Origin of the sequence: Streptomyces sp. CA-111067, assembly GCF_050956065.1 — a bacterium.
Lineage (GTDB): Bacteria > Actinomycetota > Actinomycetes > Streptomycetales > Streptomycetaceae > Actinacidiphila.
The window spans coordinates 7,284,933-7,309,560 of the sequence record NZ_CP192103.1 but is presented as its reverse complement, the minus strand read 5'-3'; the positions used below and the strand labels follow the sequence as shown (position 1 = coordinate 7,309,560).

The 24,628-nt window shown below is 73.5% G+C and carries 20 protein-coding genes; 4 read left to right on the top strand and 16 right to left on the bottom strand.

The window, feature by feature from the left end:
* Positions 1-105 precede the first annotated feature (105 nt).
* The gene (locus tag ACQPW6_RS32390; RefSeq protein WP_433893264.1) at positions 106-1,434 is read right to left on the bottom strand and encodes a class I SAM-dependent RNA methyltransferase; all 1,329 of its coding nucleotides are present in this window, start codon (positions 1,432-1,434) and stop codon (positions 106-108) included.
* A gap of 140 nt (positions 1,435-1,574) precedes the next feature.
* On the bottom strand, positions 1,575-3,674 hold the full coding sequence (locus ACQPW6_RS32385) for an APC family permease (RefSeq protein WP_433893263.1): 2,100 nt from the start codon (positions 3,672-3,674) through the stop codon (positions 1,575-1,577).
* Positions 3,675-3,887: 213 nt separating this feature from the next.
* On the opposite strand from ACQPW6_RS32385, the gene ACQPW6_RS32380 reads away from it, so the two are divergent.
* Positions 3,888-4,556, top strand: coding sequence for a potassium channel family protein (locus tag ACQPW6_RS32380; RefSeq protein WP_433893262.1), 669 nt, complete (start codon positions 3,888-3,890; stop codon positions 4,554-4,556).
* The gene (locus ACQPW6_RS32375) at positions 4,553-5,230 is read left to right on the top strand and encodes a potassium channel family protein (RefSeq protein ID WP_433893261.1); all 678 of its coding nucleotides are present in this window, start codon (positions 4,553-4,555) and stop codon (positions 5,228-5,230) included. Before ACQPW6_RS32380 ends, ACQPW6_RS32375 begins: the two co-directional genes overlap by 4 nt.
* A 120-nt stretch (positions 5,231-5,350) precedes the next feature.
* Here ACQPW6_RS32375 and ACQPW6_RS32370 read toward each other — a convergent pair whose 3' ends face one another.
* The 11 genes from ACQPW6_RS32370 to ACQPW6_RS32320 form a co-directional block, all read right to left on the bottom strand.
* Positions 5,351-6,118 (bottom strand): DUF3159 domain-containing protein, encoded by a 768-nt coding sequence (locus tag ACQPW6_RS32370; RefSeq protein ID WP_433893260.1) that lies wholly within the window; start codon positions 6,116-6,118, stop codon positions 5,351-5,353.
* Positions 6,119-6,121: 3 nt separating this feature from the next.
* Complete coding sequence (locus tag ACQPW6_RS32365) at positions 6,122-6,520, bottom strand: OB-fold nucleic acid binding domain-containing protein (RefSeq protein WP_433893259.1); 399 nt, start codon at positions 6,518-6,520, stop codon at positions 6,122-6,124.
* Between the two features lie 40 nt (positions 6,521-6,560).
* Positions 6,561-7,244, bottom strand: a complete 684-nt coding sequence (locus ACQPW6_RS32360) for a response regulator (RefSeq protein WP_433893258.1) — start codon at positions 7,242-7,244, stop codon at positions 6,561-6,563.
* 77 nt (positions 7,245-7,321) lie between these two features.
* On the bottom strand, positions 7,322-9,862 hold the full coding sequence (locus ACQPW6_RS32355; protein WP_433893257.1) for a DUF4118 domain-containing protein: 2,541 nt from the start codon (positions 9,860-9,862) through the stop codon (positions 7,322-7,324).
* Positions 9,863-9,948: 86 nt separating this feature from the next.
* The gene (locus ACQPW6_RS32350) at positions 9,949-10,683 is read right to left on the bottom strand and encodes an ABC transporter ATP-binding protein (protein ID WP_433893256.1); all 735 of its coding nucleotides are present in this window, start codon (positions 10,681-10,683) and stop codon (positions 9,949-9,951) included.
* Complete coding sequence (locus tag ACQPW6_RS32345) at positions 10,680-11,702, bottom strand: ABC transporter ATP-binding protein (RefSeq protein WP_433893255.1); 1,023 nt, start codon at positions 11,700-11,702, stop codon at positions 10,680-10,682. The genes ACQPW6_RS32350 and ACQPW6_RS32345 overlap by 4 nt, the downstream gene beginning before the upstream one ends.
* Positions 11,703-11,716: 14 nt before the next feature.
* Entirely contained in the window at positions 11,717-14,698 is a 2,982-nt protein-coding gene (locus ACQPW6_RS32340; protein ID WP_433893254.1) for an FtsX-like permease family protein, read from the bottom strand.
* Positions 14,695-18,042 (bottom strand): FtsX-like permease family protein, encoded by a 3,348-nt coding sequence (locus tag ACQPW6_RS32335; protein ID WP_433893253.1) that lies wholly within the window; start codon positions 18,040-18,042, stop codon positions 14,695-14,697. The genes ACQPW6_RS32340 and ACQPW6_RS32335 overlap by 4 nt, the downstream gene beginning before the upstream one ends.
* Positions 18,043-18,325: 283 nt before the next feature.
* A complete protein-coding gene (locus ACQPW6_RS32330) occupies positions 18,326-19,114 on the bottom strand; it encodes a DUF3710 domain-containing protein (protein WP_433893252.1) in 789 nt (262 codons plus the stop codon).
* Between the two features lie 2 nt (positions 19,115-19,116).
* Positions 19,117-19,641 carry a dUTP diphosphatase gene (gene dut, locus ACQPW6_RS32325; RefSeq protein ID WP_433893251.1) on the bottom strand — a complete coding sequence of 175 codons (525 nt, stop codon included), beginning with the start codon at positions 19,639-19,641 and terminating at the stop codon, positions 19,117-19,119.
* Entirely contained in the window at positions 19,638-20,243 is a 606-nt protein-coding gene (locus ACQPW6_RS32320) for a PaaI family thioesterase (RefSeq protein WP_433893250.1), read from the bottom strand. The genes dut and ACQPW6_RS32320 overlap by 4 nt, the downstream gene beginning before the upstream one ends.
* Positions 20,244-20,397: 154 nt before the next feature.
* Between ACQPW6_RS32320 and ACQPW6_RS32315 the strand changes: the two genes are divergently transcribed.
* Both ACQPW6_RS32315 and ACQPW6_RS32310 read left to right on the top strand, forming a co-directional pair.
* Positions 20,398-21,282: an SDR family oxidoreductase gene (locus ACQPW6_RS32315; protein WP_433893249.1), complete on the top strand. Its 885-nt coding sequence runs from the start codon at positions 20,398-20,400 to the stop codon at positions 21,280-21,282.
* Between the two features lie 27 nt (positions 21,283-21,309).
* Positions 21,310-21,798, top strand: a complete 489-nt coding sequence (locus tag ACQPW6_RS32310) for a DUF3093 domain-containing protein (RefSeq protein ID WP_433893248.1) — start codon at positions 21,310-21,312, stop codon at positions 21,796-21,798.
* A gap of 21 nt (positions 21,799-21,819) precedes the next feature.
* Here the strand turns inward: ACQPW6_RS32310 and ACQPW6_RS32305 are convergent, their stop codons facing one another.
* From ACQPW6_RS32305 to ACQPW6_RS32295, 3 genes are all read right to left on the bottom strand, one after another.
* Positions 21,820-22,482: a hypothetical protein gene (locus ACQPW6_RS32305; protein ID WP_433893247.1), complete on the bottom strand. Its 663-nt coding sequence runs from the start codon at positions 22,480-22,482 to the stop codon at positions 21,820-21,822.
* Positions 22,483-22,639: 157 nt separating this feature from the next.
* Positions 22,640-22,939 (bottom strand): DUF4193 domain-containing protein, encoded by a 300-nt coding sequence (locus ACQPW6_RS32300; protein WP_103884889.1) that lies wholly within the window; start codon positions 22,937-22,939, stop codon positions 22,640-22,642.
* A 419-nt stretch (positions 22,940-23,358) separates the two neighbouring features.
* Positions 23,359-24,627, bottom strand: coding sequence for a sensor histidine kinase (locus ACQPW6_RS32295; protein WP_433893246.1), 1,269 nt, complete (start codon positions 24,625-24,627; stop codon positions 23,359-23,361).
* Position 24,628: the final 1 nt, after the last annotated feature.

The following is a 24,628-nucleotide window of genomic DNA, read 5'->3' as shown; positions in this document are numbered from 1 at the left end:
GTCAGCGGTGGTACCCCCGACTATGGCCGCTCACCGCGCCCGTGGCGGCAGCCGGCCGCGGAAGCGGACAGGTTCCACCCGGACAGCGGCATAGGCCCGGGCCGGTCAGGCGGTCTTGTCGGCCGGCTCCAGGATCGCCACGCACTCCACGTGGTGGGTGAAGGGGAAGAGGTCGAACGCCTGGAGGCGGATCGGGCGGTAGCCGCCGTCCGCGAAGTAGCCGAGGTCGCGGGCGAGGGCGGCCGGGTCGCAGGCCACGTAGGCGATCCGGCGGGCGCCCAGCGAGGCCAGGTGGGCCACGGTGTCGCGGCCGGCGCCGGCCCGCGGCGGGTCGAGCACGATGAGGTCGGCCTCGGTGATGCCGGTGGCCGGCATCACCTGCTCGACCTTGCCGTACTCGATCCTGACCCGCTCCAGGTCCTGGAGGTTGTGCCGGGCGTCCTCCACGGCCCGCTTGCCCGACTCGATGCCGAGCACCGCGCCGCGCTCGCCGACCCGCTCGGCCAGCGCGCCGGCGAACAGCCCGACCCCGCAGTACAGGTCGAGCGCGGTCTCGCCCTTGCGCGGCATCAGGCCGCGCATCACGGCCTCGACGAGCAGCTCGGGGGCCTTCGGGTGCACCTGCCAGAAGCCGCCGTCGCCGACCCGCCAGGTGCGGTCGTCGGCCCGCTCGCGGACGAAGGGACGGCCGTGCACCCGGTGCACGGCCTTGTCCCGCTCGCCGATCCGCTGCACGGAGACCGGCCGGTCGAGCTCCACGATCGGCAGCCGGCCGCCGGGCCGCGGGGTCAGGATCACCTGCCGGTCGCCGGAGCCGGTCGCGGCGATCGCCTCGACGGAGGCGATCTGCGGCCATGCGCGGGCCTCCACGCCCAGCTCGCTGACTCCGGGCGCCGCGATCAGGCAGCGGTCGACGACCTCGACCTCGTGCGACCGGTGCTTGCGCAGCCCGGCCCGGCCCTCGGGGTCGACCGCGTACTGCACCCGGGTGCGCCAGGCCGGCACCTCGCCCTTGGCGACCTTGTCGCCGGGAGCCGGCACCACCGTGCCGTCCCAGCCGGCCTGCTCGGGGGTGAGCCCGGCGAGCCTGGCCAGCTGCTCGGTGACCACCGCGGCCTTCAGCCGCCGCTGCGCGCCGGGCGCCGCGTGCTGCCAGTCGCAGCCGCCGCACCGGCCGGGGCCGGAGAACGGGCAGGGCGGCTCGACCCGGTCCTTGGAGGCGGTCAGCACCCGCACCGCGTCGGCCCGCAGGAAGCGGGCGCCCTCCTCGCCGTCGGTGACCCGGGCGACCACCCGCTCGCCCGGCAGCGCGTGCCGGACGAAGAGCACCTGGCCGGTCTCGGTGCGCGCGACGCAGTGGCCGCCGTGCGCCACCGGACCGACCTCGACCTCGTACTCCCGGCCGGCCAGCGACGGTGTGGATTCGGTCTGCATGGCGGCGGTGCTCCTGAAGCTAGGTGCGGGCGGTGCGCGGGAACGGCGGGCGGTACGCGGGGACAGCCGACCAGTCTACGTCCACCCGCGGGCCGCCCCGCGCCGCCGAGCGGGCCGCCGCCGCTCCCCCGCCGGGGCCGTCACTTCTTCTCGGTGCCCTGCCCGCTGCGCGCGCGGTCCGCACCGGCGGCGCCCTGCCCGCTGTGCTCCCGGTTCCGCTGGTGCGGGCCGACCGGGCCGCGGCGGATCGAGCCGGGGGCGCTCCAGTCGGCGCGCCTGCGGGCCCTGGCCCGGGCCAGCTCGGACGACTCCAGCTGGTACGGCACCGAGGTGACCATCACACCGGGGGTGAACAGCAGCCGCCCCTTGAGCCGCAGCGCGCTCTGGTTGTGCAGCAGGTGCTCGTACCAGTGCCCGACCACGTACTCCGGGATGTAGACGCTGACGACGTCCCGCGGACTGTCCCGGCGCCGGGTCTTGACGTAGTCGATGATCGGCCGGGTGATCTCCCGGTAGGGCGAGTCGAGCACCTTCAGCGGCACGTCGATGCCGCGCCGCTGCCACTCGGCCTGCAGCGCCTTGGTGTCGTCGGAGTCCACGTTGATGCTGAGCGCCTCCAGGCTGTCGGAGCGCATCAGCTTGGCGTAGGACAGCGCCCGCAGGGTGGGCTTGTGCAGCTTGGAGACCAGCACGATGGAGTGCACCCGGGACGGGCGTACGTAGTCGTCGCCGGGCTCGTCGTCCGCGGCGATCTCGTCGGAGACCCGGGTGTAGTGCCGGCGGATCGCGGTCATCGTGCCGTAGAAGACGCACATGCCGAGCACCGCGACCCAGGCGCCGTGGGTGAACTTGGTCAGCAGCACGATCACCAGCACGAGCCCGGTCAGGAACGCGCCGAAGGTGTTGATCGCCCGGGAGCGCATCATGTGCCGGCGCTTGCCCTGGTCGGTCTCGGTGCGCAGGTGCCGGTTCCAGTGCCGCACCATGCCGGTCTGGCTGAGCGTGAAGGACACGAAGACGCCGACGATGTAGAGCTGGATCAGCCGGGTGGAGTCGGCGCCGTAGATGTAGACCAGGACGCAGGCGAAGCCGGCCAGCAGCACGATGCCGTTGGAGAACGCCAGCCGGTCGCCGCGGGTGTGCAGCTGGCGCGGCAGGTAGCGGTCCTGGGCAAGGATCGAGCCGAGCACGGGGAAGCCGTTGTAGGCGGTGTTGGCGGCCAGGAAGAGCACCAGCGCGGTGACCGCGGCCAGGAAGACGAACGGGATCGAGCCGTGCCCGAAGACCGCCTCGGCGACCTGGGCGATCACCGGGTCCTGGGTGTAGCCGCTGCCGACCGGCCGGCCGTGGTTGAGCAGGTCGGTGGCCGGGTTGGAGGCCATCCGCACGCCGGTGTTCATGGCCAGCGCGATGATGCCGCAGAACATGGTGACCGCCAGCAGGCCCATCGCGGCCAGCGTGGTGGCCGCGTTCTTGGACTTGGGCTTCTTGAACGCGGGCACGCCGTTGCTGATCGCCTCGACCCCGGTGAGCGCGGCGCAGCCGGAGGAAAAGGCCCGCAGCAGCAGGAAGATCAGCGCGAAGCCGCCGATGCCGGAGGACTCGGCATGGACGGTGTAACCCGCCGTGGGCGCGTGCATGTCATGCCCGGTGGCGATCTTGAGGATGCCCCAGCCGATCATGCAGAAGACGCCGAAGACGAAGGCGTACGTCGGCACGGCGAAGACGTTGCCCGACTCGCGCACCCCGCGCAGGTTCATCAGCATCAGGACGACGATCATGCCGACCGCGCCGAGCACCTTGTGGGTGACGAAGAACGGCACCGCCGAGCCCAGGTTCTCGATGCCGGAGGCGACCGACACCGCGACGGTCAGCACGTAGTCCACCAGCAGTGCGCTGGCCACCGTGAGCCCCGCCTTGGGCCCCAGGTTGGTGGTGGCGACCTCGTAGTCGCCGCCGCCCGAGGGGTAGGCGTGCACGTTCTGCCGGTACGACGCGACCACGGTGAACATCAGCACCACGACCGCGACCGCGATCCACGGGCTGTAGTGGTAGGCCGAGGCTCCCGCGATCGACAGGACCAGCAGCACCTCGCCGGGCGCGTACGCCACCGACGACAGTGGGTCCGAGGCGAAGACGGGTAGCGCGAGACGTTTGGGGAGCAGCGTTTCCCCGAGTTTGTCGCTGCGCAGCGCCCGGCCGATCAGGATCCGTTTCGGCAGGTCGGTCAGTTTGGACACCCCGCGATGTTAAGGGATCGCCAAGAAGCACGGGGGGGCCAGCCCCCGCGGACTGTGCGGAACTTGTGCGGCAGCCCGGCGCAACCTTCTGTGCGGCAGCGCGCGTGTGTAGCTTTGGCCGCGGTCTGAGACGCTGGAAGCAGCATGGACGGCCGGACGGGGCCCGGAGCGGGCCCGGTCGCCGCTTAACGTTTGACAGCCGGAAGGACGGTCGTGCACGTCGTGATTATGGGATGCGGGCGAGTGGGCTCCACTCTCGCGCACTCCCTCGAACAGCAAGGTCATACGGTCGCGGTGATCGACCAGGACCCGAAGGCGTTCCGCCGCCTCGGCTCCGGGTTCGGTGGCCGCCGGGTGACCGGAGTCGGGTTCGACCAGGACACGCTGCGCGAGGCCGGAATCGAGGAGGCGGGTGCCTTCGCGGCCGTCAGCAGCGGCGACAACTCCAACATCATCGCGGCCCGGGTGGCCAGGGAGATGTTCGGCATCGAGAACGTGGCGGCCAGGATCTACGATCCCAAGCGCGCCGAGGTCTACCAGCGGCTCGGCATCCCGACCGTGGCCACCGTGCGCTGGACCTCGGACCAGATGATGCGCAGGCTGCTGCCGTCGGGCGCGGAGCCGCTGTGGCGCGATCCCAGCGGCGGGGTGCAGCTCGCCGAGGTGCACACCTCCGAGGCGTGGGTCGGCCACAAGGTGAGCAGCCTCCAGGAGGAGACCGGGGTGCGGGTGGCGTTCATCACGCGGCTCGGCGAGGCGACGCTGCCGACCTCGCAGACCGTGCTCCAGGAAGGCGACCTGGTGCATGTGATGGTCCGCTGCGACTCGGTCGCCGCGGTCGAGGCCGCCTTCGCCAAGGGTCCAGGAGAGGCGCAGTCATGAGGGTCGCCATTGCCGGGGCGGGCGCGGTCGGCCGGTCGATCGCCGGCGAGCTGCTGGAGAACGGCCACGAGGTGCTGCTCGTGGACAAGAACCCCACCTCCATCTCGGTGGAGCGGGTGCCGCAGGCCGAGTGGCTGCTCGCCGACGCGTGCGAGATCACCTCGCTCGACGAGGCGGCGCTGCAGCGCTGCAACGTGGTGATCGCGGCCACCGGCGACGACAAGGTCAACCTGGTGGTCTCGCTGCTGGCCAAGACCGAGTACGGGGTGCCGCGGGTGGTCGCCCGGGTGAACAACCCCAAGAACGAGTGGCTGTTCAACGAGTCCTGGGGGGTGGACGTGGCCGTGTCCACCCCGCGGCTGATGTCCGCCCTGGTCGAGGAGGCGGTGAGCGTCGGCGACCTGGTCCGGCTGCTGCGGTTCAGCCAGGGCGACGCGAACCTGGTGGAGCTGACGCTGCCGGAGGAGGCCGCGCTGGTCGGCACCCGGGTCGGTGACGTGGAGTGGCCGCAGGACACCTCGCTGGTCACCATCATCCGCGGCAACCGGGTGCTCACCCCGTCCAAGGACGACGCGCTGGAGGCCGGTGACGAGCTGCTGTTCGTGGCGGCCCCGCACCGGGAGGAGCAGCTGGAGGACCTGCTCTCGCTCCAGGAGGCGCCGCCGGAGGCCTGACCGCCGGACGCCTGACACCAGCGCGCGGCGAACGTCACCCCACGGCGACCGTGACAGGACGCGGCCCCGGCGATCTGATCAGCAGATCACCGGGGCCGCGTCACGCACATGAGCGCCGCGTCAGGGCGCCGACGAGGCCTCCGCCGCCTTCTCGGCCTCCGCCTTCTCCTTGGCTTCGGCCTTCTCGGCCTTCTTGGCGGCGTCCGCCGCCTCCATCTCCGCGATCACGTCGATCGGCGCCGGCGCCTTCACCAGGAAGATCCAGGTCAGGTAGATCGACAGCAGGAACGGCGGGATGCCGAGCGCGACCTTGACCCAGCCGAGCTGGGTGGCGTTCCCCCACCAGTACAGCGGGAACAGGATCGCGGACTTGGCCAGCAGGATCAGGCCCCACGCCCAGCTCGCCTTGGTGTAGGCGCGCAGCCGCCCGGGGTTGCGCTTACGCCAGGACAGGTTCTCCTTGAAGATCGGGCCGAGGATCAGCCCGAGCAGCGGGAACCCGGCCGCCGCCGAGACGATGTAGGCCACCGCCAGGCCCAGCGTGTAGAGCATGCCGGGCAGGTAGAAGTTCTTGGCGTTGCCCGACACCATCGAGATGACCGCGCCGATGGCCACCCCGAACACGCCGCTGAAGGCGTGCTTGAGGGTGTCCCGCTGGGCGAGCCGGGTCACACCGAGCACCACCGACAGCGCCAGCGCGGCGATCGCGGAGGACTTGATGTCGTGGTTGACGGTGTAGATCCCGACGAAGACCAGCCCGGGCACGGTGGTCTCCACCATGCCGCGGATCCCGCCGAACGCCTCGAAGAGCGCGGCCTCGGTGACCGCGCGCACCTCCGCGTCCTGGGTGTCCTGCGTGGTGTCTTCCGTCTTGTCGCTCGACGCCACCTGTTACTCCTGTCCGACCGGACGCAGCTCGTACTTGGGGTTGAACAGAACCGGTTGTCCCCGGTTCATACAGATCCGGCCGGAGGCGATGATCCGCCGGCCCGGTTCTATCCCGGAGATGCTCCGCCGGCCCAGCCACACCACGTCGAGCGCGGCGGATCCGTCGAAGAGTTCCGCTTCCAGTGCGGGCACGCCGGCCCGAGGACGGAGCGTGACCGTACGCAGCGTACCGGTGACGGTGACGATCTGGCGGTCGGAGCAGTCGCAGATCCGCGTGCAGCCGACCGACGCGGCCTCCTTCTGCAGCTCTTCCGAGTGCAGTTCCTCCTGGGAGGTGGAGAGCCGGTCGAGCATGCGGCGGAAGCGGCCGGCGGGCCGTTCTGAACGGATGGCACCACTCATGCCTCCAGGGTACCGGGCGCCGCCCCCAGAACCAGAGCGCTCACCGTTCGAAGCGGTAGCCCATGCCGGGCTCGGTGATGAAGTGCCGCGGGTGCGCAGGATCGGCCTCCAGCTTGCGCCGCAACTGCGCCATGTAGACCCGCAGATAGTTGCTCTCGGTGCCGTACGCGGGCCCCCACACCTCCTGGAGCAGCTGCTTCTGCCCGACCAGCCGCCCGGGGTTGCGCACCAGCACCTCCAGCAGGTGCCACTCGGTGGGGGTCAGCCGGACGTCGGTGCCGCCGCGGTGCACCTTCTTGGCGGCCAGGTCCACGGTGAAGGCGGGGGTCTCGACGGTGGCGGCGCCGTCCTCCGGGCCGGCCGCGGCGCCCCTGCGGACCGCGGCGCGCAGCCTGGCCAGCAGCTCGTCCATGCCGAACGGCTTGGTCACGTAGTCGTCGGCGCCCGCGTCGAGCGCCTGCACCTTCTCGTCGGAGGTCTGCCGGGCGGAGAGCACGATGACCGGCACCCGGGTCCAGCCGCGCAGCCCGCGGATCACCTCGACGCCGTCCATGTCGGGCAGGCCCAGGTCGAGCACCACCACGTCGGGGTGCCGGGCCGCTGCCGTGCGCAGCGCGGTGGCGCCGTCGTGCGCGGTCTCCACCTCGTAGCCGCGGGCCCTGAGGTTGATGGCGAGGGCGCGGACGAGCTGCGGCTCGTCGTCCACCACGAGCACCCGGTGCATCTGCGTCCTCTTCCGCTGGTCCCCGGCCTGGTCGCCGGGACGACGTTCACTGTTACGCCCGCCCGTGCCCCCGGCGCTCATGTGAGGGCCGTCGCCGGCAGGTCGGGGCGGTCGTGCCGGCCGCCGGGGGCCGCGCGCAGGGTCAGCACCATGGTCATGCCGCCGCCGGGGGTGTCCTCGGCGACCAGTGTGCCTCCCATCGCCTCGGCGAAGCCGCGCGCCACGGCCAGGCCGAGCCCGACCCCGGTGCCGCGCGGCGCGTCCCCGTACCGCTGGAAGGGCTCGAAGATGTGCTCCCTGGCCTTCTCGGGGACGCCGGGGCCGCGGTCGACCACCCGCACCTCGACGCGGTCGCCGAGCGCGCTGGCGGCCACCAGGACCTGGTCCTCGGGGTCGCTGTACTTGACGGCGTTCTCCACCACGTTGGCGACGCTGCGCTCCAGCAGGCCGGGATCGACGGCGACCATCGGCAGGCTCTCCGGGATGTCCAGGGTGACGCTGTGCTCGGGCACCCCGCCGAGCGCCATCGGCACCACCTCGTCGAGGTCCACCTCGCGGATCAGCGGGGTGACGGTGCCGGTCTGGAGACGGGACATGTCGAGCAGGTTGCCGACCAGGTGGTCCAGCCGGTCGGCGCCGTCCTCGATGCCGGCCAGCAGCTCGGCCTCGTCCTGCGGCGACCAGGCGACGTCGGCGGAGCGCAGCGAGGAGACCGACGCCTTGATGCCGGCCAGCGGGGTGCGCAGGTCGTGCGAGACGGCCGCGAGCAGCGCGGTGCGGATCCGGTTGCCCTCGGCCAGGTCCCTGGCCTGCCCTGCCTCGTCGGCCAGCCGCATGCGGTCGAGCACCACGGCCGCCTGCGCGCCGAACGCGGACAGCACCCGGCGGTCGGCGGCGGGCAGCACCCGGCCGGTCAGCGCCAGCGACAGCCGGTCGTTGACCGGCACCTCGACGTCGGCCTCCTCGGGGCGCACGCAGGGGGTGCCGCCGACGGCCTCGGCGCACTTCCACGGCTCGTGCTCGCCGGCCCGCTCCAGCAGCGCCACCGCCTCCATGCCGAAGGTCTCCCTGACTCGCTCGAGCAGCGCCGACAGCGAGCTCTCGCCGCGCAGCACGCTGCCCGCCAGGTACGACAGGATCTCCGCCTCGGCGCGCAGCCTGGCGGCCTGCTGGGTGCGTCTGGCGGCCAGGTCCACCACGGAGGAGACCGCCGCCGCGACCACCACGAAGATCACGATGGCGATGATGTTCTCGGGCTGCGCGATGGTGAACGAGTGCGTCGGCCGGGTGAAGTAGTAGTTCAGCAGCAGCGAGCCGGCCAGCGCGCAGACCAGCGCCGGCAGCAGCCCGCCGGCCAGGGCGGCGGCCACGGTCAGGGTGAGGAAGAGCAGCATGACGGTGCTCTGGCCGATGCCCGCGTGCCAGTGGGTGAGCAGCACGGTCAGCAGGACCGGCCCCAGGACGCCGGTCAGCCAGCCGGCCAGCACCCGGGACCTGCCGAGCTTGGCGCCCCGGGCGGCGGGCAGGCCGCGGCCCTTGGCGGCGTAGGCGTGCGTGACGATGTGGACGTCGATGTCGCCGGACTCGCGGGCGACGGTGCTGCCGACGCCGGGCCCGAAGGCGTACTGCCAGGTCTTGCGGCGGCTGCTGCCCAGCACGATCTGGCTGGCGTCCACCCCGCGGGCGAAGTCGAGCAGCGCGTCCGGCACCTCGTCGCCGACCACCTGGTGGAACGACCCGCCCAGGTCCTCCACCAGCGTGCGCTGCACGTTCAGCTCCTTGGTGGAGCCGGCCGCCAGGCCGTCGCTGCGCACGATGTGCACGGCGAGGATCTCGCTGCCCGAGCCCTTGGCGGCCATCCTGGCCGCCCGGCGGATCAGGGTGCGGCCCTCGGGGCCGCCGGTCAGCCCGACCACGATCCGCTCGCGGGCCTGCCAGGCGGCGGAGATCCGGTGGTCGGCGCGGTACTGCTTGAGGTACTCGTCGACCCGGTCGGCGGTCCACAGCAGCGCGAGCTCGCGCAGTGCGGTGAGGTTGCCGGGCCGGAAGTAGTGCGAGAGCGCCGCGTCCACCTTGTCGGGGGCGTAGATGTTGCCGTGCGCCATCCGGCGGCGCAGCGCCTGCGGCGACATGTCGACCAGCTCTATCTGGTCGGCGCGGCGGACCATCTCGTCCGGCACGGTCTCGCGCTGCTTGACGCCGGTGATGGACTCCACCACGTCGCCGAGCGACTCCAGGTGCTGGATGTTGACGTTGGAGACGACGTCGATGCCCGCCTGGAGCAGCTCCTCGATGTCCTGCCAGCGCTTGGCGTTGCGCGAACCCGGCACATTGGTGTGCGCCAGCTCATCCACCAGGACCATGTCGGGGGCGCGGCCGAGGATCGCGTCCACGTCCATCTCGGTGAACTCGGCCCCCCGGTGGTGCACGGCCTTGCGGGGGACCTCCTCCAGGCCGTGCATCATCACCTCGGTGCGCGGCCGGCGGTGGTGCTCGACGTAGCCGACCACCACATCCGTGCCGCGCTCGGCGCGCCGGTGTGCCTCCGCGAGCATGGCGTAGGTCTTGCCCACGCCGGGGGCGGCCCCCAGGTAGATCCGCAACGTGCCGCGTGCCATGGCTCGACCATAGAACGAACGAAGCGGACAGATCGGTCCGGGGAGGCTGTCCGGGTTCACCTTGACGGCGTCTTGACGCCGCCGCGTCAGTCGTCGGCGACGATCGTGCCGTCCCGCAGCTCCAGCACCCGGTCGGCCAGCGCCAGCAGCTGCGTGTCGTGGGTGGCCACCAGCGCGGTGACGCCCTCGCTGCGGACCACCGCGCGCAGCAGCTCCATCACGGCGAGGCCGGTGTCCGCGTCGAGCTGCCCGGTGGGCTCGTCCGCGATGATCAGCGCCGGGCGGTTGGCCAGCGCTCGGGCGATGGCCACCCGCTGCTGCTGGCCGCCGGACAGCTCCCCCGGGCGCTGGTTGGCGTGGTCGGCCAGGCCGACGAGCGCGAGCAGCAGCTCGACCCGCTCCTCGCGCTCGCGCGGCGCGACCTTGCGCAGCCGCATCGGCACGCCGACGTTCTCCGCGGCGGTGAGGATCGGGATCAGGCCGAAGGACTGGAAGACGAAGCCGATCCGGTCGCGGCGCAGGGCGAGCAGCTCGTCGTCGCCGAGGCCCGCCAGGTCGGTGCCGTCCAGCGTGATCCGGCCGCCGTCGGGGGTGTCGAGGCCGCCGACCAGGTTGAGGATGGTGGTCTTGCCGGAGCCGGAGCGGCCCTTGAGAGCGATCAGTTCACCGCGCGGCACCGAGAAGGAGACCCCGCGCAGCGCGTGGACGGCCGTCTCCCCGCTGCCGTAGGTGCGGCGCAGATCGTGCACCACCACCATCTCGCCGGACTGCGGCCCGTCCGCGACGGCGGTCGCCCCCGACTCCGTGGTCTGCTCGCTCATGCGTCGTCCTCCCCGTCCTGGCCCGCCGGTGCCGGGCCAGGGGCCCTGTCCCCGTCCTCGCCGCCGGCCGCTGCCGCGTCCTGTTCCGGGCCCCCGCTGTCGTCGGCCCAGACACCGATGTGATCCTGCTCCGTGGTCAGCCGCACCCGGCGGCTCAGTCCGTACCGCTCGGTGTACTCGCGCGGCAACTGGAGCCGCCCCACCCGGTCGAGTACCGCGTACTCCTCGCCGGAACCCGCGGTCCCGGCGGAAGGGCGCAGCACTTCGGTCGCGGTACGACCATCGCGTATTCGTACGGTACGCCTCACCTGGTCCGAGACCAGCGCGTCATGGGTAACGATCAGGACCGTGACGCCCAGTTCCTCGTTGGCCCGGCGCAGCGCGGCGAAGACCTCCTCGCCACTGGCGGTGTCCAGTTCACCGGTCGGCTCGTCTGCGAACAGCACCCGCGGGTCGTTGGCCCCGGCCACCGCGATGGCCACCCGCTGCTGCTGGCCGCCGGACAGCTGTCCCGGCCGGCGGTGCCGGCAGTCGGCCACGCCCAGCATGCCGAGCAGTTCCGCTGCCCGGGCGGCCCGCCGGGCGCGCGGGATGCGGGCGTAGCCCATCGGCAGCATGACGTTCTCCTGCGCGGTGAGGTATGGCAGCAGGTTGCGGGAGGTCTGCTGCCACACGAAGCCGACGGTGCCGCGCCGGTAGTCCAGGCGTTCGCGGCGCTTCATCGCCAGCAGGTCGTGCCTGGCGACCCTGGCCCGGCCCGCGGTGGGCAGGTCGAGCCCCGACAGGATGCCCAGCAGGGTGGACTTGCCGGAGCCGGACGCCCCGACGATGGCGAGCACCTCCCCCTCGTCCACGGTCAGGTCGAGGCCCTGGAGCGCCTGCACCTCGACGCCCTCGGTGCGGTAGACCCGCACCAGGTTGTCGCAGACGATCAGCCCCGGCTCCGGCTCGGGCGCCGACCTGGCCATCGCCCGCGCCTGGAGGGCGGCGAGGTCGGCGGTCTCGGCCTTGTCGTTCATCCGGTCTCCCCCGGTCATACGGTGTCCCCCAGCCGCAGTACGGTGCCGAGGCCCCGGCGGCGGCCGGCCCAGGTCTCGGTGGCGACGGCCGCCGCCACCAGCGCGGCGAGGCCGAACCCGAGCCCGGCGGTGAGCAGGTAGTCGGTGCGGGCGGCCGGCGCGGCGGGCCCGCCGGTGAACTCCCGCAGCGTCAGCGTCGGTCCGAGGATGCCGGGCAGTGCCAGGCCGAGCGCCAGCCCGCCGGCCACCGCGGCCAGCACCATCGGCAGCAGCTCCAGCATGTTCAGCGCGGCGATGCCCCGGGTCGGCAGCCCGAGCGTACGCAGCCGGGACGCGGTGCGGCCGCGGTCCCGCGCCGACAGCAGCAGTTCGAGCACCAGGGCGAGCAGCGCCAGCAGGACGGCCAGCGCGGTGCTGGTGGCGAACGTCTTGCGGACCCCGTGCAGCAGCCCGTCCTGGTCGGCCGCGGCCAGCGCCTCCGACCTGATCCGCACCTCGCCGGTCGGTCCGGCGACGGCGGCGCCGACGGCCCGTACCGCGCCCGCCTGGACGTGCCGCCCGTAGAGCAGCACCGCGCTGTTGTCGATGTCGTGCTGCGGCAGCACGCTCAGCGCGCTCGCGTCCGCCAGGACCAGCGGGCTGTTCGCGGCGAGCGCGGTGCTGCTGTCGGCGGCCTCGCCGCGGCCCGCGTCGTGCTGCCCGGTGCTGAGCAGCGGGCCGAGGGCCGGATCGCGGCGCGCGGAGTCGTCGAGCAGGCCGACGATCCGGAACGAGACCCTGCCGCTGAGCAGGTTGGAGCCGAAGGTCTCACCGATGTGCCCGGTGGCGAAGTCGGCGGTGGCCAGCACGGGCAGGACGTAGTGGCCGCCGGCCGCGGTGGGCCGCGGCCGGCCGGCCAGGCCCGCGGCGATCAGCGAGCGGGCGGCGGGCGAGTCCGGCACGGAGGTATGCAGCGCCTTCGCGTCGAGTCCGGCGATCCGCATGATGCTGTAGCGGGCGCCGTCGGTGGTGCTGGTGAGCTCGCTCACCGCGCTGCGCACCGCCAGCGCCCGGTCCACCCCGGGCAGCGCCGCCAGGTCGCCCTCCGGCGTGCCCGCCTTGCCGGCGCCGATCACCGAGGCGTCGGCGCCCGTGCTCCACTCCGCCGCGTCCCGGCTGCCGTCGGCCAGCGTCCGCGAGACCATGCCGCCGAACACGGCGGTGGACAGCGTCGTCACCAGGACGAGCAGCGCCAGCGCCTGCCCCGACGCCTCCCGGGCCGCGCGTGACAGCGCGATCAGCGCGATCGTGCCGCGGCGGCCGGCCGCGGCCCTGGACAGCAGCCGTACGGGCAGCGGGTAGACCCGGATCAGCAGGATGACGGTGGCCACGCCGAGCAGGGCCGGTACGACGGCCAGCCGGACGTCCAAGCCGCCCTGCCCGGTGCCGCGGGCCCGCAGGGCGAGCACTCCGGCCACCGCGAGCAGCAGCACCGCGCCCTCGATCATCAGCCGTCGGGCGGCCGGCGGGCGCTCCCCGCGCCGGCCGCGGTCGCGCGCCGCGACCAGGGTGAGCGCGGGCAGCGTCAGCCAGGCGACGGCGGCCGGCGCGACCGCGGGCAGCGGTGACCCCAGCCCGCTGCCGGCCGGGACGGCCAGCAGCGCGGCGCCGTAGCCGACCAGCAGGCCGAGCAGCGCGGCGGGCGCGGTCTGCGCCAGCCGGACCACCGCGAGGTCGGTCGGCGAGGCGCCGCGGGCGCGCTGCATCGCCTGGGCGGCGGCCCTGCGGTGGACGGCGAGCCGCGCGGTGACGACGACGGTGGCCAGGCCGACCGCGAGCAGCCCGGCAATTGCGAACGACTCCAGGGTGCGGGCCTGGGCGCGGGCGGTGGCGAAGGGGGTGAGCACCTGCGGGATGGTGTCGTTGGTGGTGACCTGGCTGGCGTCCTGCTGGGTCACCTCGGTCTGCCCGATCAGGCAGCCGGAGTCGTAGCCGCCCATCGCCTGCGGGCAGTAGGCGTCGGCGGTGGCCAGGTCGAAGTCGGCGGCGGCGTTGCGCAGCCGCAGCAGGCCGCCGGGGGTGGCGAGCCCGGCGGCGTCGGGGCCGGACATCCGCAGCGTGCTGCGCCACACGATGACCAGGTCGCGTTCGCCGCGCACGGCGTCCTGGACCGCGGTCAGCGACGCGGCGTCGACGACCGCCTGGGCCTGCCATGCCTTCGCCCCGGGCGTGGGGTGGACGAGCAGCGGTTCGTCGTGCCACAGCGGCGCCGCGTCGGTGGCGGCCGGGGCGGCGAAGAAGCCGGTCACCACCGCGTCCGAGTGGTATTTCGCCACGTTGGGGCTGAGCGAGAAGCGCTGCCCGAGCCGCAGGTGGAACTGGTCGCGGACGGTGGTGGAGAAGGCGACCGGGAGCGGCGAGGTCATCGTCGGCCGGCCCGGCGGGGCGCCCTGGACGTAACTGGCCCTGGCCGGGGCGTCGTCGGCCCACAGCAGGCCGAGATTCACCCTGGCCCCGTTCAGCTGCGTGGCCGCCACCGGCACCTCGACCCGGGCGGACTCGTGCCGCAGCAGGCCGGACAGCGGCGGCTTCGCACCGCTGAGCAGTTCCTTGGTGACGGTGCCGAGGTCGTCGCCCAGGGTGCTGCGCGCCGGGTCGGGCTGCGGTTGCGGATCGCCGATGTCCACGGCGTGCAGCACGACGCTCTGCCGGATGATCGGGTCGAGCCGGGCCGCGGCGGTGAACCGGGCCTTGAGCGCGTCACCCGCCCAGCGGTCGAGCAGCGGCGGCCCGGCGGCCGTGATCAGGGTGAGCAGTGCCACGACGGCCAGCAGGCAGGCGAGCAGCGGCAGTTCACCGCGGGCCTCGCGCCGGACGTCGGGATCGAGCAGCCGCTGCCCGGCCTCCCGCACCGGCCGCAGCAGCAGGCCGACCGGGCCCCCGGCGCCCGATCCGCCACCGGCGCCCCGGAGTTGACCGCCGGCGGGGTCACGTCGTCCCGATGCGTCCCGCGTCATCCCTCGTCCCCCGCCCTCAGCACCCGTACCAGGTCCACCCGCGCGAAGGCGCGGGCCAGCGCGGTGACCACCGCGACGATCAGCGCCGCCGTGCCGACGGCCACCAGCGCCACCCGGGCCCACGGCACGTGCGCCACCAGGTGCGGGAAGACCGGCTGCCCCTGGTCGTCCACGCTGACCAGCGGCATGATCACCACCGCCAGCGCGGTGCCCAGGGCCGTGCCGACGACCACCGCCAGCAGCGCGAGCCCCAGTTGCTCGGTCCACAGCAGCGCCGCGAGCTGCCGCCGCCGTACGCCGATCGCCCGCAGCAGTGCGAACTCCCCGCGCCGCGACCTGGCCGACATCGCGGTGTGCAGGGTGAAGCCGACCACCGCGAAGGCGGGCGCCAGGATCAGGCAGAGCAGCAGCGCCGAGCGGGTGCCGCGTTGCAGCGGGTCGTCGGCGATCGCCTTCTGGGTCTGCGCCAGGGTGGTGGCGGTTCCCAACGCCGGGTCGCGGCGCAGCGCCGCCGCCGCGGGTCCGGTGTCGCCGTGCCGGGCGGACAGCAGCCAGAAGTCGTCGGGGGGCGGCGGATCGCCGCCGGCGGCCACCAGGGCGGCGGTCAGCGCGCGGGAGTCCACCAGCAGCCGGCCTCTGGAGCGGTCGAAGCCGGGCACCGCGCTGATCCGGCCGATCACCTTGATCCTGATCCTGGTGTTGCGGTTGCCGACGACGGTCACCACCGAGCCGGTCTCGAACTCCCCGGTGGCGTGCAGCGTGTCGTCGGCGAGGGCGGGCAGCGGCGGCACGACCCGGGCCGGTACGGGGCCGAGGCCGAACGCCCAGGTGTGCGCGTCGGGGTCGGGGTCGGGGCCGCGCACGACGCCGGAGAAGAGCATGCCGGGCCTGACCTTGCTCGAACACAGGTGAGGCGCGGTGTTCGTGTCGCTGCCGGGCCCCTCCGGGTCACCGCAGCCGTCCGGGCTGTAGGCGGCGGTGGTCAGGTCGCGCCAGGCGGCGCCGTCCGGCACGACCGCGGAACCGATCGTGAGCCGGTAGGTGCGGCGCATGTGCGGCTGCGGGAAGGCCAGCGCCAGCCCGGTGATCCGCAGCGGATAGTGCCGGGTCGCCCGCGGCCGGCCGGTGAAGGCCAGCGGCACCGTGACCGTGCGGGCGGGCCCTCCGGTGACGGGTGTCGGGACGGTGATGTCGCTCGTCAGCCCGTCGGCGTCCTCGACGGTGACGGTGAGCAGCGGGGTGGCCACCGTGCCCTTGCCGGAGACGGACAGCCCTACGTCCAGCGGCAGTTCGGTGGGCCGGCCCGGTATCGGGTAGCCCTGGTCGGGCACGCCGTCGCGCAGCCGGCCGAGCAGCGCGGCCGGCCGGCCGGCGGCCAGGTCGGAGCGGATGGCCGGCAGGCTGCTGCCGCCGCCCCGCCGGGCGGCGAGCGCGGCGGTGGTGTTGACGCCCGCCAGGTCGAGCGAGTCGGAACCGCGCTGCATCTGCACGTCGGTGACCGGGGTGACGGCGGCGACGCCGGGCAGCGCCGCGTAGGCGGCGGCCCGCTGACCGGTGGGCGGCACCTGCCCCGAGGCCACCAGCGGCGGGGTGATCCGCAGGTCGCCGCCCGTGCTGAAGGCCGCCTGGTCGTGGGCGCCGTGGTCGAGGATCGCCAGCGCGGTGACGCTGAGCGCGCCGACGGCCAGGGCGAGCGTCATCAGCAGCGCGGGGCCGGTGTGCCGGGCGGCCCGGCGGCCGACCTGCCAGCCGCCGAGCGGCAGCACGAAGCCGGCCGACCTGCGGGCGGCCCGGTCGATCAGCGGCGCGGCCAGCGGCAGCAGCCGCAGCGACAGCAGGGTCGCGGCGGCGGTCATCACCACGGGCGTGAGGACCAGTACCGGGTCGACCGAGGTGCCGCTGATCCCGCCGACGGCCACCGGAGTGCGGTACTGGCGCAGTTCGAGCCAGCCGAGTACCGCGATCGCGGCGAGCACCACGTCGGTGCCGGCCCGCTGGAAGGCGGCGGCCCTGGCGCCGCGCAGCCGCAGCCGCGAGCCGCCCCTGCGGTCCACCGCCTGCCGGGCGGTGGGGACCAGCACCGCGAGGCCGTGCACGACGAGCGCGAGCAGCGCCGCCGTCCAGCCGGCCGCGGTGGTGCCGGAGCGCGGCAGGTCGCCGTGCAGCAGTCCGGCGCCGTGCAGCCCGTGCAGCAGCGGCCCGGCGAGGAAGGGCGCGGCCACCGCGGCGGGCACCGCGACCAGCGCCCACTGCGCCGCGGAGGCGCCCAGCAGCCGCGCGGCGCCGGCGCCGCGGGCGCCCATCAGCGCCAGCTGGCCGGCCCGGGCCTCGGCCAGTTGACGGGCGGTCAGCACCAGGGCGGCGGTGGCCAGCGCGGCGAGCAGCGCCGCCGGGATGTACATGCCGGCCCGGGCGACGGCCATCGGCGCGGCCAGCGAGTCCAGGACGTCGGCCATCGAGGAGGTGGCGAAGGCGTCTTTCAGGGTGGGCGGCCGGCCCTGGAACACCGACAGGCCGGTGTCGCTGTTGGAGAAGGTCGCGACCCGGTCGCGCAGCCCGCCGATCCCGCCCAGGCTCAGCCCGCCGGGGTCGAGTTCGCCGATCCAGACCGCGAGCGCGTCGCCGGCGATGCCGGGGTCGGCGGTGAAGGCGCCGGTGGCGACCAGGGCGATGCCGTCGGGGGTGCCGAAGGAGCTGGTCAGGCCGTTCAGCACGCCGGGGTGCGCGGTGCCGGGCTGGTAGATGCCGCTGAGCCGCATCGGGGCCCGCTCCGCGGTGGTCACCTGGAGGAAGAACTCGTCGCCGACCGACAGTCCCAGCCGGGCGGCGGCGGCCCGGGTGAGCGCGGTCTGCGCGGGGCCGCCGCCGGTGTCCTTCGGCCAGGAGCCGGCCACCAGTCGGGCGGCGCGCTGCGGCGCCGGGAGCGCGACGACGACGAACGAGCCGCCGTTGAGCACCGCGCCGCCGCTGTCGATCGCCGAGAACTCCGAGGAGAGCGAGACGGGGGAACGCAGCGCCGCGTAGGTGGTCTGCGGCACCCCGCCGTAGACCCGCTCGATGGCGCCACGGGCGGCCCGGTCGCCGGCGGCCAGGTCCTGCGGCCGGTAGTGGCCCATCACCTCGACCGTGGTGTCCGGGTCGCCCTTCAGCCGCTGCTGGACGGCGGCCTGCACCGAGTGGTCGGCGAGCGCCGCGAGCGAGGCCAGGACGGTGGCGGACAGCAGGATCGCCAGCGCGGCGGCGACGAGGACCACCACGTGGTGGGTGCCGCTGCGGACCGCCGCGGGCGTGGCCGGAGCGCCGCCCTGCCGTCCCGGCCGCGGCGTCACGTCCGTCTTCGCCATGCGCCGAGCCACCCCCGTGGAAACCGGTGGCCCCTCCGGCCCCCGGCGGCCGACCGTACTGGGCGGCCCAGGGGATGTGCAATAGTTTCAGTCAAGTGGTACGTCAATTTCCGCATAGAGCAAGCAATTTGCGGTATTGCGTAACATCACCGACGTGGTGCGGGCACGCGCGCCCGCACCGGCGGACCCGCGGACACAGATCCGGCCCGGACCCGTTCACACAGGTCCGAGCCGGTCAGAGCCTCGGTGCGCCGGTCGGTGCGACCGGTTCGGTGCGACCCGCTCAGTGCAGCTCGGTGATCTCCGGGCCGCGCCGCATCGGGTCGATGCCGTCGCCGAACTTGGACGGCTCGGCCTGCTCGGCCGGCGCGGCGCCGTCGGGCACCATCTGCGCGTCGTTCGGCAGCTTCAGCACGATCGGGTCGCGCGGTGCCATCGGGGAGTCACCGCGCAGCACCACCGTGTCGCGGAAGACCGACTCCAGCACGCCGGCCGCGGCGGGCTGTACGGCGCCCTGGCCGGAGATCACCCCGCGCAGGAACCAGCGCGGGCCGTCGGCGCCGATGAAGCGCACCATCTGCACGCCGTTGGTGCCGTCGGGGAGCTGTACCGGCACCTGGGCCCGCAGCTCCCAGCCGAGCGGGCCCTCCAGCTCGTCCACGATGCCGCCCTGCTGGGTGATGCCGGAGGCGATCTCCTCCCGCACCTCGCCCCAGATCCCCTCGGACTTGGGGGCGGCGAACGCCTGGAGCTGTACGGCGCTGTCGCGCAGCACCACGGTCGCGGCGACGATGGACTCGCCGGCCACCTCGACCCGCAGCTCCATGCCCTCGACTCCGGGTACGAACATCCCGCCGAGATCGACCCGGCCCTCGCCGGGTTCGCTGACCTCGCTCAGGTCCCACGGGCCGTCGGGCCGCGGGCCGGGCGGAAGGTTGTACCGGTCACCGGAGTCGTCGGACTCCCCGGTGTCCTCGGCCAGCTCGTCGGGGCCTTCGGCCAGCTCGTCAGGGCCCTCGGCCTCGTCGAACTCGTCGAGGGCGTCTTCGCGCTCCTTGCGACGACGGAACACGGTCACTGTCCTTCCCGGTCTGCTACGACCGATGCGTATCCGTATCTGGACGTGTCAGCCGACGGCGTCTCCACCGCGGCATGACCCCCCGTGGAGCCGAAGCCCCCCGCGGCCCTGGCAGAGCCGGGCAGCTCCGCCACCTCGTGGAAGCGGACCCTTTCGACCTGCTGGACGACCAGTTGGGCGATCCGGTCGCCCTTCTCGAATCGCACACTCTCGCGCGGATCGAGATTGACGACGATCACCTTGATCTCTCCACGGTACCCGGCATCCACCGTTCCCGGGGCATTCACCATTGCCACACCGCAGCGGGCGGCGAGCCCGGACCTGGGATGCACGAAGGCGGCGTAGCCGTCGGGCAGCGCGATCGAGATGCCGGTCGGCAGCACCGTCCGCTCCCCCGGCGCCAGCTCGGCGGCCTCGGTGGTGGTCAGGTCGGCGCCGGCGTCGCCCGGATGGCTGTACGAGGGCACCGGCACCGAGTCGTCGAGGCGGCGCAGCAGTACGTCCACCGGGGGGCGGCTCACGGGTTCACCTCGAAGGCTCGGGCGACCTTGACCTGGTCGGGGTCCGACATCGCGGCCTGGATCTCCTCCGGCCGCCCGTTGCTGGTGAAGTGGTCGAGCTTGACCTCGACGAACAGCGCGTCCGCGCGGACCGCCAGCGGCCCGTCGGGGCCGCCGATCCGCCCCTCGGCCGAGCTGAAGATCTTGCGTCCCGCCACCGCCTCGCAGCGGGCGGTCAGGAACAGCGTGGTGCCGACCGGCACCGGGCGCACGAAGTCCGACTCCAGCCGGCCGGTGACCGCGATGACCCGCAGCAGCCAGCTCAGCGAGCCGAGCGTCTCGTCCAGCGCGGCGACCAGCACCCCGCCGTGCGCGAGGCCGGGCGCGCCCTGGTGGGCGGCCTGCACGGTGAACTCCGCGGTGACGCTGACACCTTCGCCGGCCCTGGCCGCCAGGTGCAGCCCGTGCGGCTGGGTCTCGCCGCAGCCGAAGCACTGGTCGTAGTGCGCGCCGAGCAGTTCGCCCGGCGCGGGGGCCTCGGGATGCCGTACGGGCGCGGTGGCGTCGGGCGGCGGTGTCAGACCCGGCCGCCTGCCGCCCTGGGATGTCGTGGCTGCACTCACGCCCGAGACCCTACCCTCCTACGGGATCCTTTCCCCGCCGGTGTCCGTTGGTCCCTGGGGCCCCGCGGCGCCGCCCGCCCCGCGACCGTGCCCGGGGCCCGGGGTGCCGGACCGGCGCCCGCCCCCGTACCACCGGAGCAGCACCGGAGCGCAGATGAACCCCAGAACCGTCGTCGTCACCGGAGCCGGCCGCGGAATCGGCCGCGCTATCGCCCTGGAGCTGGCGCATCACGGCTTCGACGTGATCGGCACGGTCCGCAGCGACGAGAGCGGGGCCGCGCTGGAGTCGGCGGTGGCCCGTACCGGGGCGGCGGTGCGCACGGTGCTGCTCGACGTGGCGGATCCGACGTCCTGCGTACGGGGGTTCACCCGGATCGCCACGATGACCGGCGGCGGCCCGTGGGCGGTGGTGAACAACGCCGGGTTCGCCCAGCCGGGCGCGGTGGAGGACGTGGACGACGAGCAGGTGCGCCGGCAGCTGGAGACCAACCTGGTGGCCCCGGCCAGGATCGCCCGGCTGGTGCTGCCCGCGATGCGGGACCGCGGCTCGGGCCGGATCGTCAACGTGTCCTCGATCGCCGGCCGGGTGTCGCTGCCGATGCTCGGCTGGTACTGCGCGAGCAAGCGCGGCCTGGAGTCGGTGACGGACGCGCTGCGGATGGAGACCGCGCCGTTCGGGGTGAAGGTGACGCTGATCGAGCCGGGCTCGTACGGCACCGGGATCTGGCGGACCGGCGCCGAACTGCTGCCCGACGAGCGGGCGTCGGCCTACACCGAGCAGTATGCGGCGGCCGGCCGGCGCCTGCGCGGGGCCCGCGAGCTGCCCGGGCCGCGGCCGGTGGCGATGGCGGTGCGCCGGGCGCTGACCGCCCGGCATCCGCTGCCGCGCTATCTGGTGGGCGGCGGCGCCAGGTCCACCGCCGTGCTCGACGCGGTCACCCCGACGGCCGCGTCGGACCTGGCCAAGCAGCTGGCCACCGGGCTGCGCGGCGCCCCGCCGCGCGTCACCCGTGCGGTGGCACGGCTGCGTGGCAGGTAGCACAGGACCGCATGGCAGTCTGGTGCCATGCAGCCTTACGACGAACGCCTGACCGTGCCGCGCTCCTGGTGGATCCTCGCCCTGGGGGTGGGCGTCGCGATGGGGCTGATCCTGTTCCCGTTCGGCCCGCTGCCGATCCTGGCCGGGCTGGTCGGCGGGGCGGCGCTGGCCATGATGGCGGTCAGCTCCTACGGTTCGGCGCGGATCAGGGTGGTGGCCGGCTCGCTGCTCGCGGGCAAGGCGCGGATCCCGGTGACGGCGCTGGGCACGTCCACCGTGCTCGACCAGGCGGAGGCGGTGGCGTGGCGGTCGTACAAGTCCGATCCGCGCGCGTTCATGCTGCTGCGCTCGTACGTGCCGACGGCGCTGAAGGTGGAGGTGACGGATCCGGCGGACCCGACGCCTTATCTGTATCTGTCCACCAGGGCGCCCAAGCGGCTGGCGGCGGCGCTGGAGTCGGTGCGGGCCGGGGAGCAGCCCGGCCAGGTGGAGCAGGCCGGCCGGCCGGCGGAGTGAGCCGTCCGGGGGCGCCCGGGGTCAGTCCTCGATGGCGGGCCGGTCGTACGGTCCGGGCTCGGCGGGCAGCGCGGGCCAGGGCAGCTGGGTGGCCCGCAGGTCGCGCCTGATCCGCTCGGCGAGCTTGCGGGTGTCGCGGCGGTTCATCACGGCGCCGACCGCGGCGCCGATCATGAACGGGGTCAGTGTCGGCATGTTGCGCAGCGAGCGGCGCAGCAGGCGCTGCCGCATCTCGCGTTTCATGCTGCTGCCGAGCGCCACGTTGACGGTGGACAGCTTCAGTACGTCGATGCCGCGCTGCTCGGTCCAGGACCACAGGTAGGCGGTGGCCCGCTCGCGTACCGAGCCGGGCACCCGCAGGCCGTAGACCTCGTGCAGCTCGGCGATGAGCTTGAACTCCACGACGGCCACGCCGAGGGTCTCGGTGGCCAGTTCGGCCGGCATGGCCGGCGGGGTGGGCAGCATCGCGGCGGCGCCCACACCGGCCCCGACCGTCATCGTGCCCTTCACCGCGGCGGCGACCAGCCGGTCCGCGATGTCCTCGGGCCCGAGCCCGGGGAACTGCGCGCGCAGGGTGGTCAGGTCGCGGACCGGGATCCGCGGGGCCACGTCGATCAGCCGCTCGGCGACCGCGCCGACTCCGGCCCGTGCCTTGCCGCCTCCCGCGCGCGCCCCGCTGGTCACACCTCTTTGGACGCCGCGCCCCAGCGCGGCGCCGCTGTGGCCGATTCCGCGGCTTATACCGCGGGCGGCCGTGGCTGTGCTGGCCGCGAGCGAGGCCATCCGGCCTCGCTCGTCGCCTTCGTGGGCCTCCGGCAGGCCGGTCACGGGCGCCTGCGGGTCACGCCGCGCAGTCGCGGCAGATCGGGTTCCCGTTCTTCTCCGCGGCCAGCTGGCTGCGGTGGTGGACCAGGAAGCAGCTCATGCAGGTGAACTCGTCCGCCTGCCGGGGCAGCACGCGGACCGACAGCTCCTCGTTGGAGAGGTCGGCGCCGGGCAGCTCCAGGGACTCGGCCTGGTCGAACTCGTCGACGTCGACCGCCGAGGTGGACTTCTCGTTCCGCCTCGCCTTCAGTTCCTCGATGCTGTCCTCGTTGACGTCATCGTCGGTCTTGCGTGGGGTGTCGTAATCAGTAGCCATTTTTCGCTCTCCCCCTGTGGGTGTCTGCGGTGTCTCCAGCGCACGTAACGCGCGGGGGGCCGGACTTGTGCCCGACCCGAGCGGGAGATTTTGCCTCACTTCAAGGCCCGTTACTCAATCGACACCCGATGACGCCCCCGAAGAGGTGACGGCACGGGCAGTCGATCTTGATACGTGGTGGTCCGAAAGTCACGTCTCACAGGTGCCAGTACGTGTACTTCCCGTGATCATGACCTGGGGAAACATGGATTTTCCGGTCTTTTTCCCGACACCTTGATCACTGAGTGTAAAGGCAGCCAAGAGTACGTGTGGGGTCGGTCACAACCGGTCCGAGGCCCGAGCAGACTCGGAAATTACTCGCAAAGCGAACACGTGAAGGTTCTGGTCAGGACCGTCACCGCTCGATCACGTGACGCGGTTCACAACGGAATCGCCACCCTCATGTCCAGGCCACCGCCCTCGCGCGGCTCGGCAGCGATCACTCCGCCGTGCGCCCGGGCGACCGAGCGTGCGATGGAGAGGCCGAGGCCGACACCCTTGTCACTACCCGTCCGCTCGGTGCGCAGCCGGCGGAACGGCTCGAAAAGATTGTCGACCTCATACGCGGGGACGACAGGTCCGGTATTCGAGACGTAGAGCAGCGCGTGGCCGCCCTCCACGACGGTGCGCACCTCGACCCAGCCGTCCGAGGCGACGTTGTAGCGCACCGCGTTCTGCACCAGGTTCAGCGCGATCCGCTCCAGCAGCACCCCGTTGCCCTGGACCACCGCGGGGGCCAGTTCGCCGCCGCGCAGCTCCACCCCCTTGGCCAGCGCCTCGGCGCGGGTCTGGTCGAGCGCCTGGGAGGCCGCCTCGGCCAGGTCCACCGGCTTGCGGTCCACCAGCGCGTTGTCGCTGCGGGCGAGCAGCAGCAGGCCCTCCACCAGCTGCTCGCTGCGCTCGTTGGTGGCCAGCAGGGTCTTGCCGAGCTGCTGGAGGTCGGCCGAGGAGTCCGGATCGGAGAGCTGGACCTCCAGCAGCGTCCTGTTGATCGCCAGGGGTGTGCGCAGCTCGTGCGAGGCGTTGGCCACGAACCGGCGCTGGGCGTCGAAGGACCGCTCCAGCCGGTCGAGCATCTCGTCGAAGGTGTCGGCCAGCTCCTTCAGCTCGTCATCGGGCCCGTCGAGCTCGATCCGCCGCTTGAGGTCGGAGCCGACGACCCCGCGGGCGGTCCTGGTGATCCGGCCGAGCGGCGCCAGCACCCGGCCGGCCATCACGTAGCCGAAGGCGAACGCGACCACCGCGAGCCCTATCAACGCCAGCAGTGAACGCTTGAGCAGGGTGTTCAGCGCCAGGTCGCGCTGGTGCCCCATGCAGACGTTCAGCCCCTGTTTGAACTGCTCGATCGTGACATCGCTGCCGGTCGGCAGCGATGAGCAGTTGGTGGACTGGATCTGCGCGGTGACGAACGAGAACGGCAGGCGGCCGCCCTCCCGGATGGCCTGCGCCGCCAGCAGGTAGATGATCCACAGCAGCAGCACGCCGGCGATCAGGAACATCCCGCCGTACAGGACGGTGAGCCGTATCCGGATGGTCGGCCGCAGCCACGGCGGCTGGTTCTCCGCCGACGGCGGGTCCCACAGCGGGCGGGGCGGGGCGGGCGGCGCGGGGTGCGCGGGCGGCGGCGAGGTCGGGGACGGAGAGGCCACG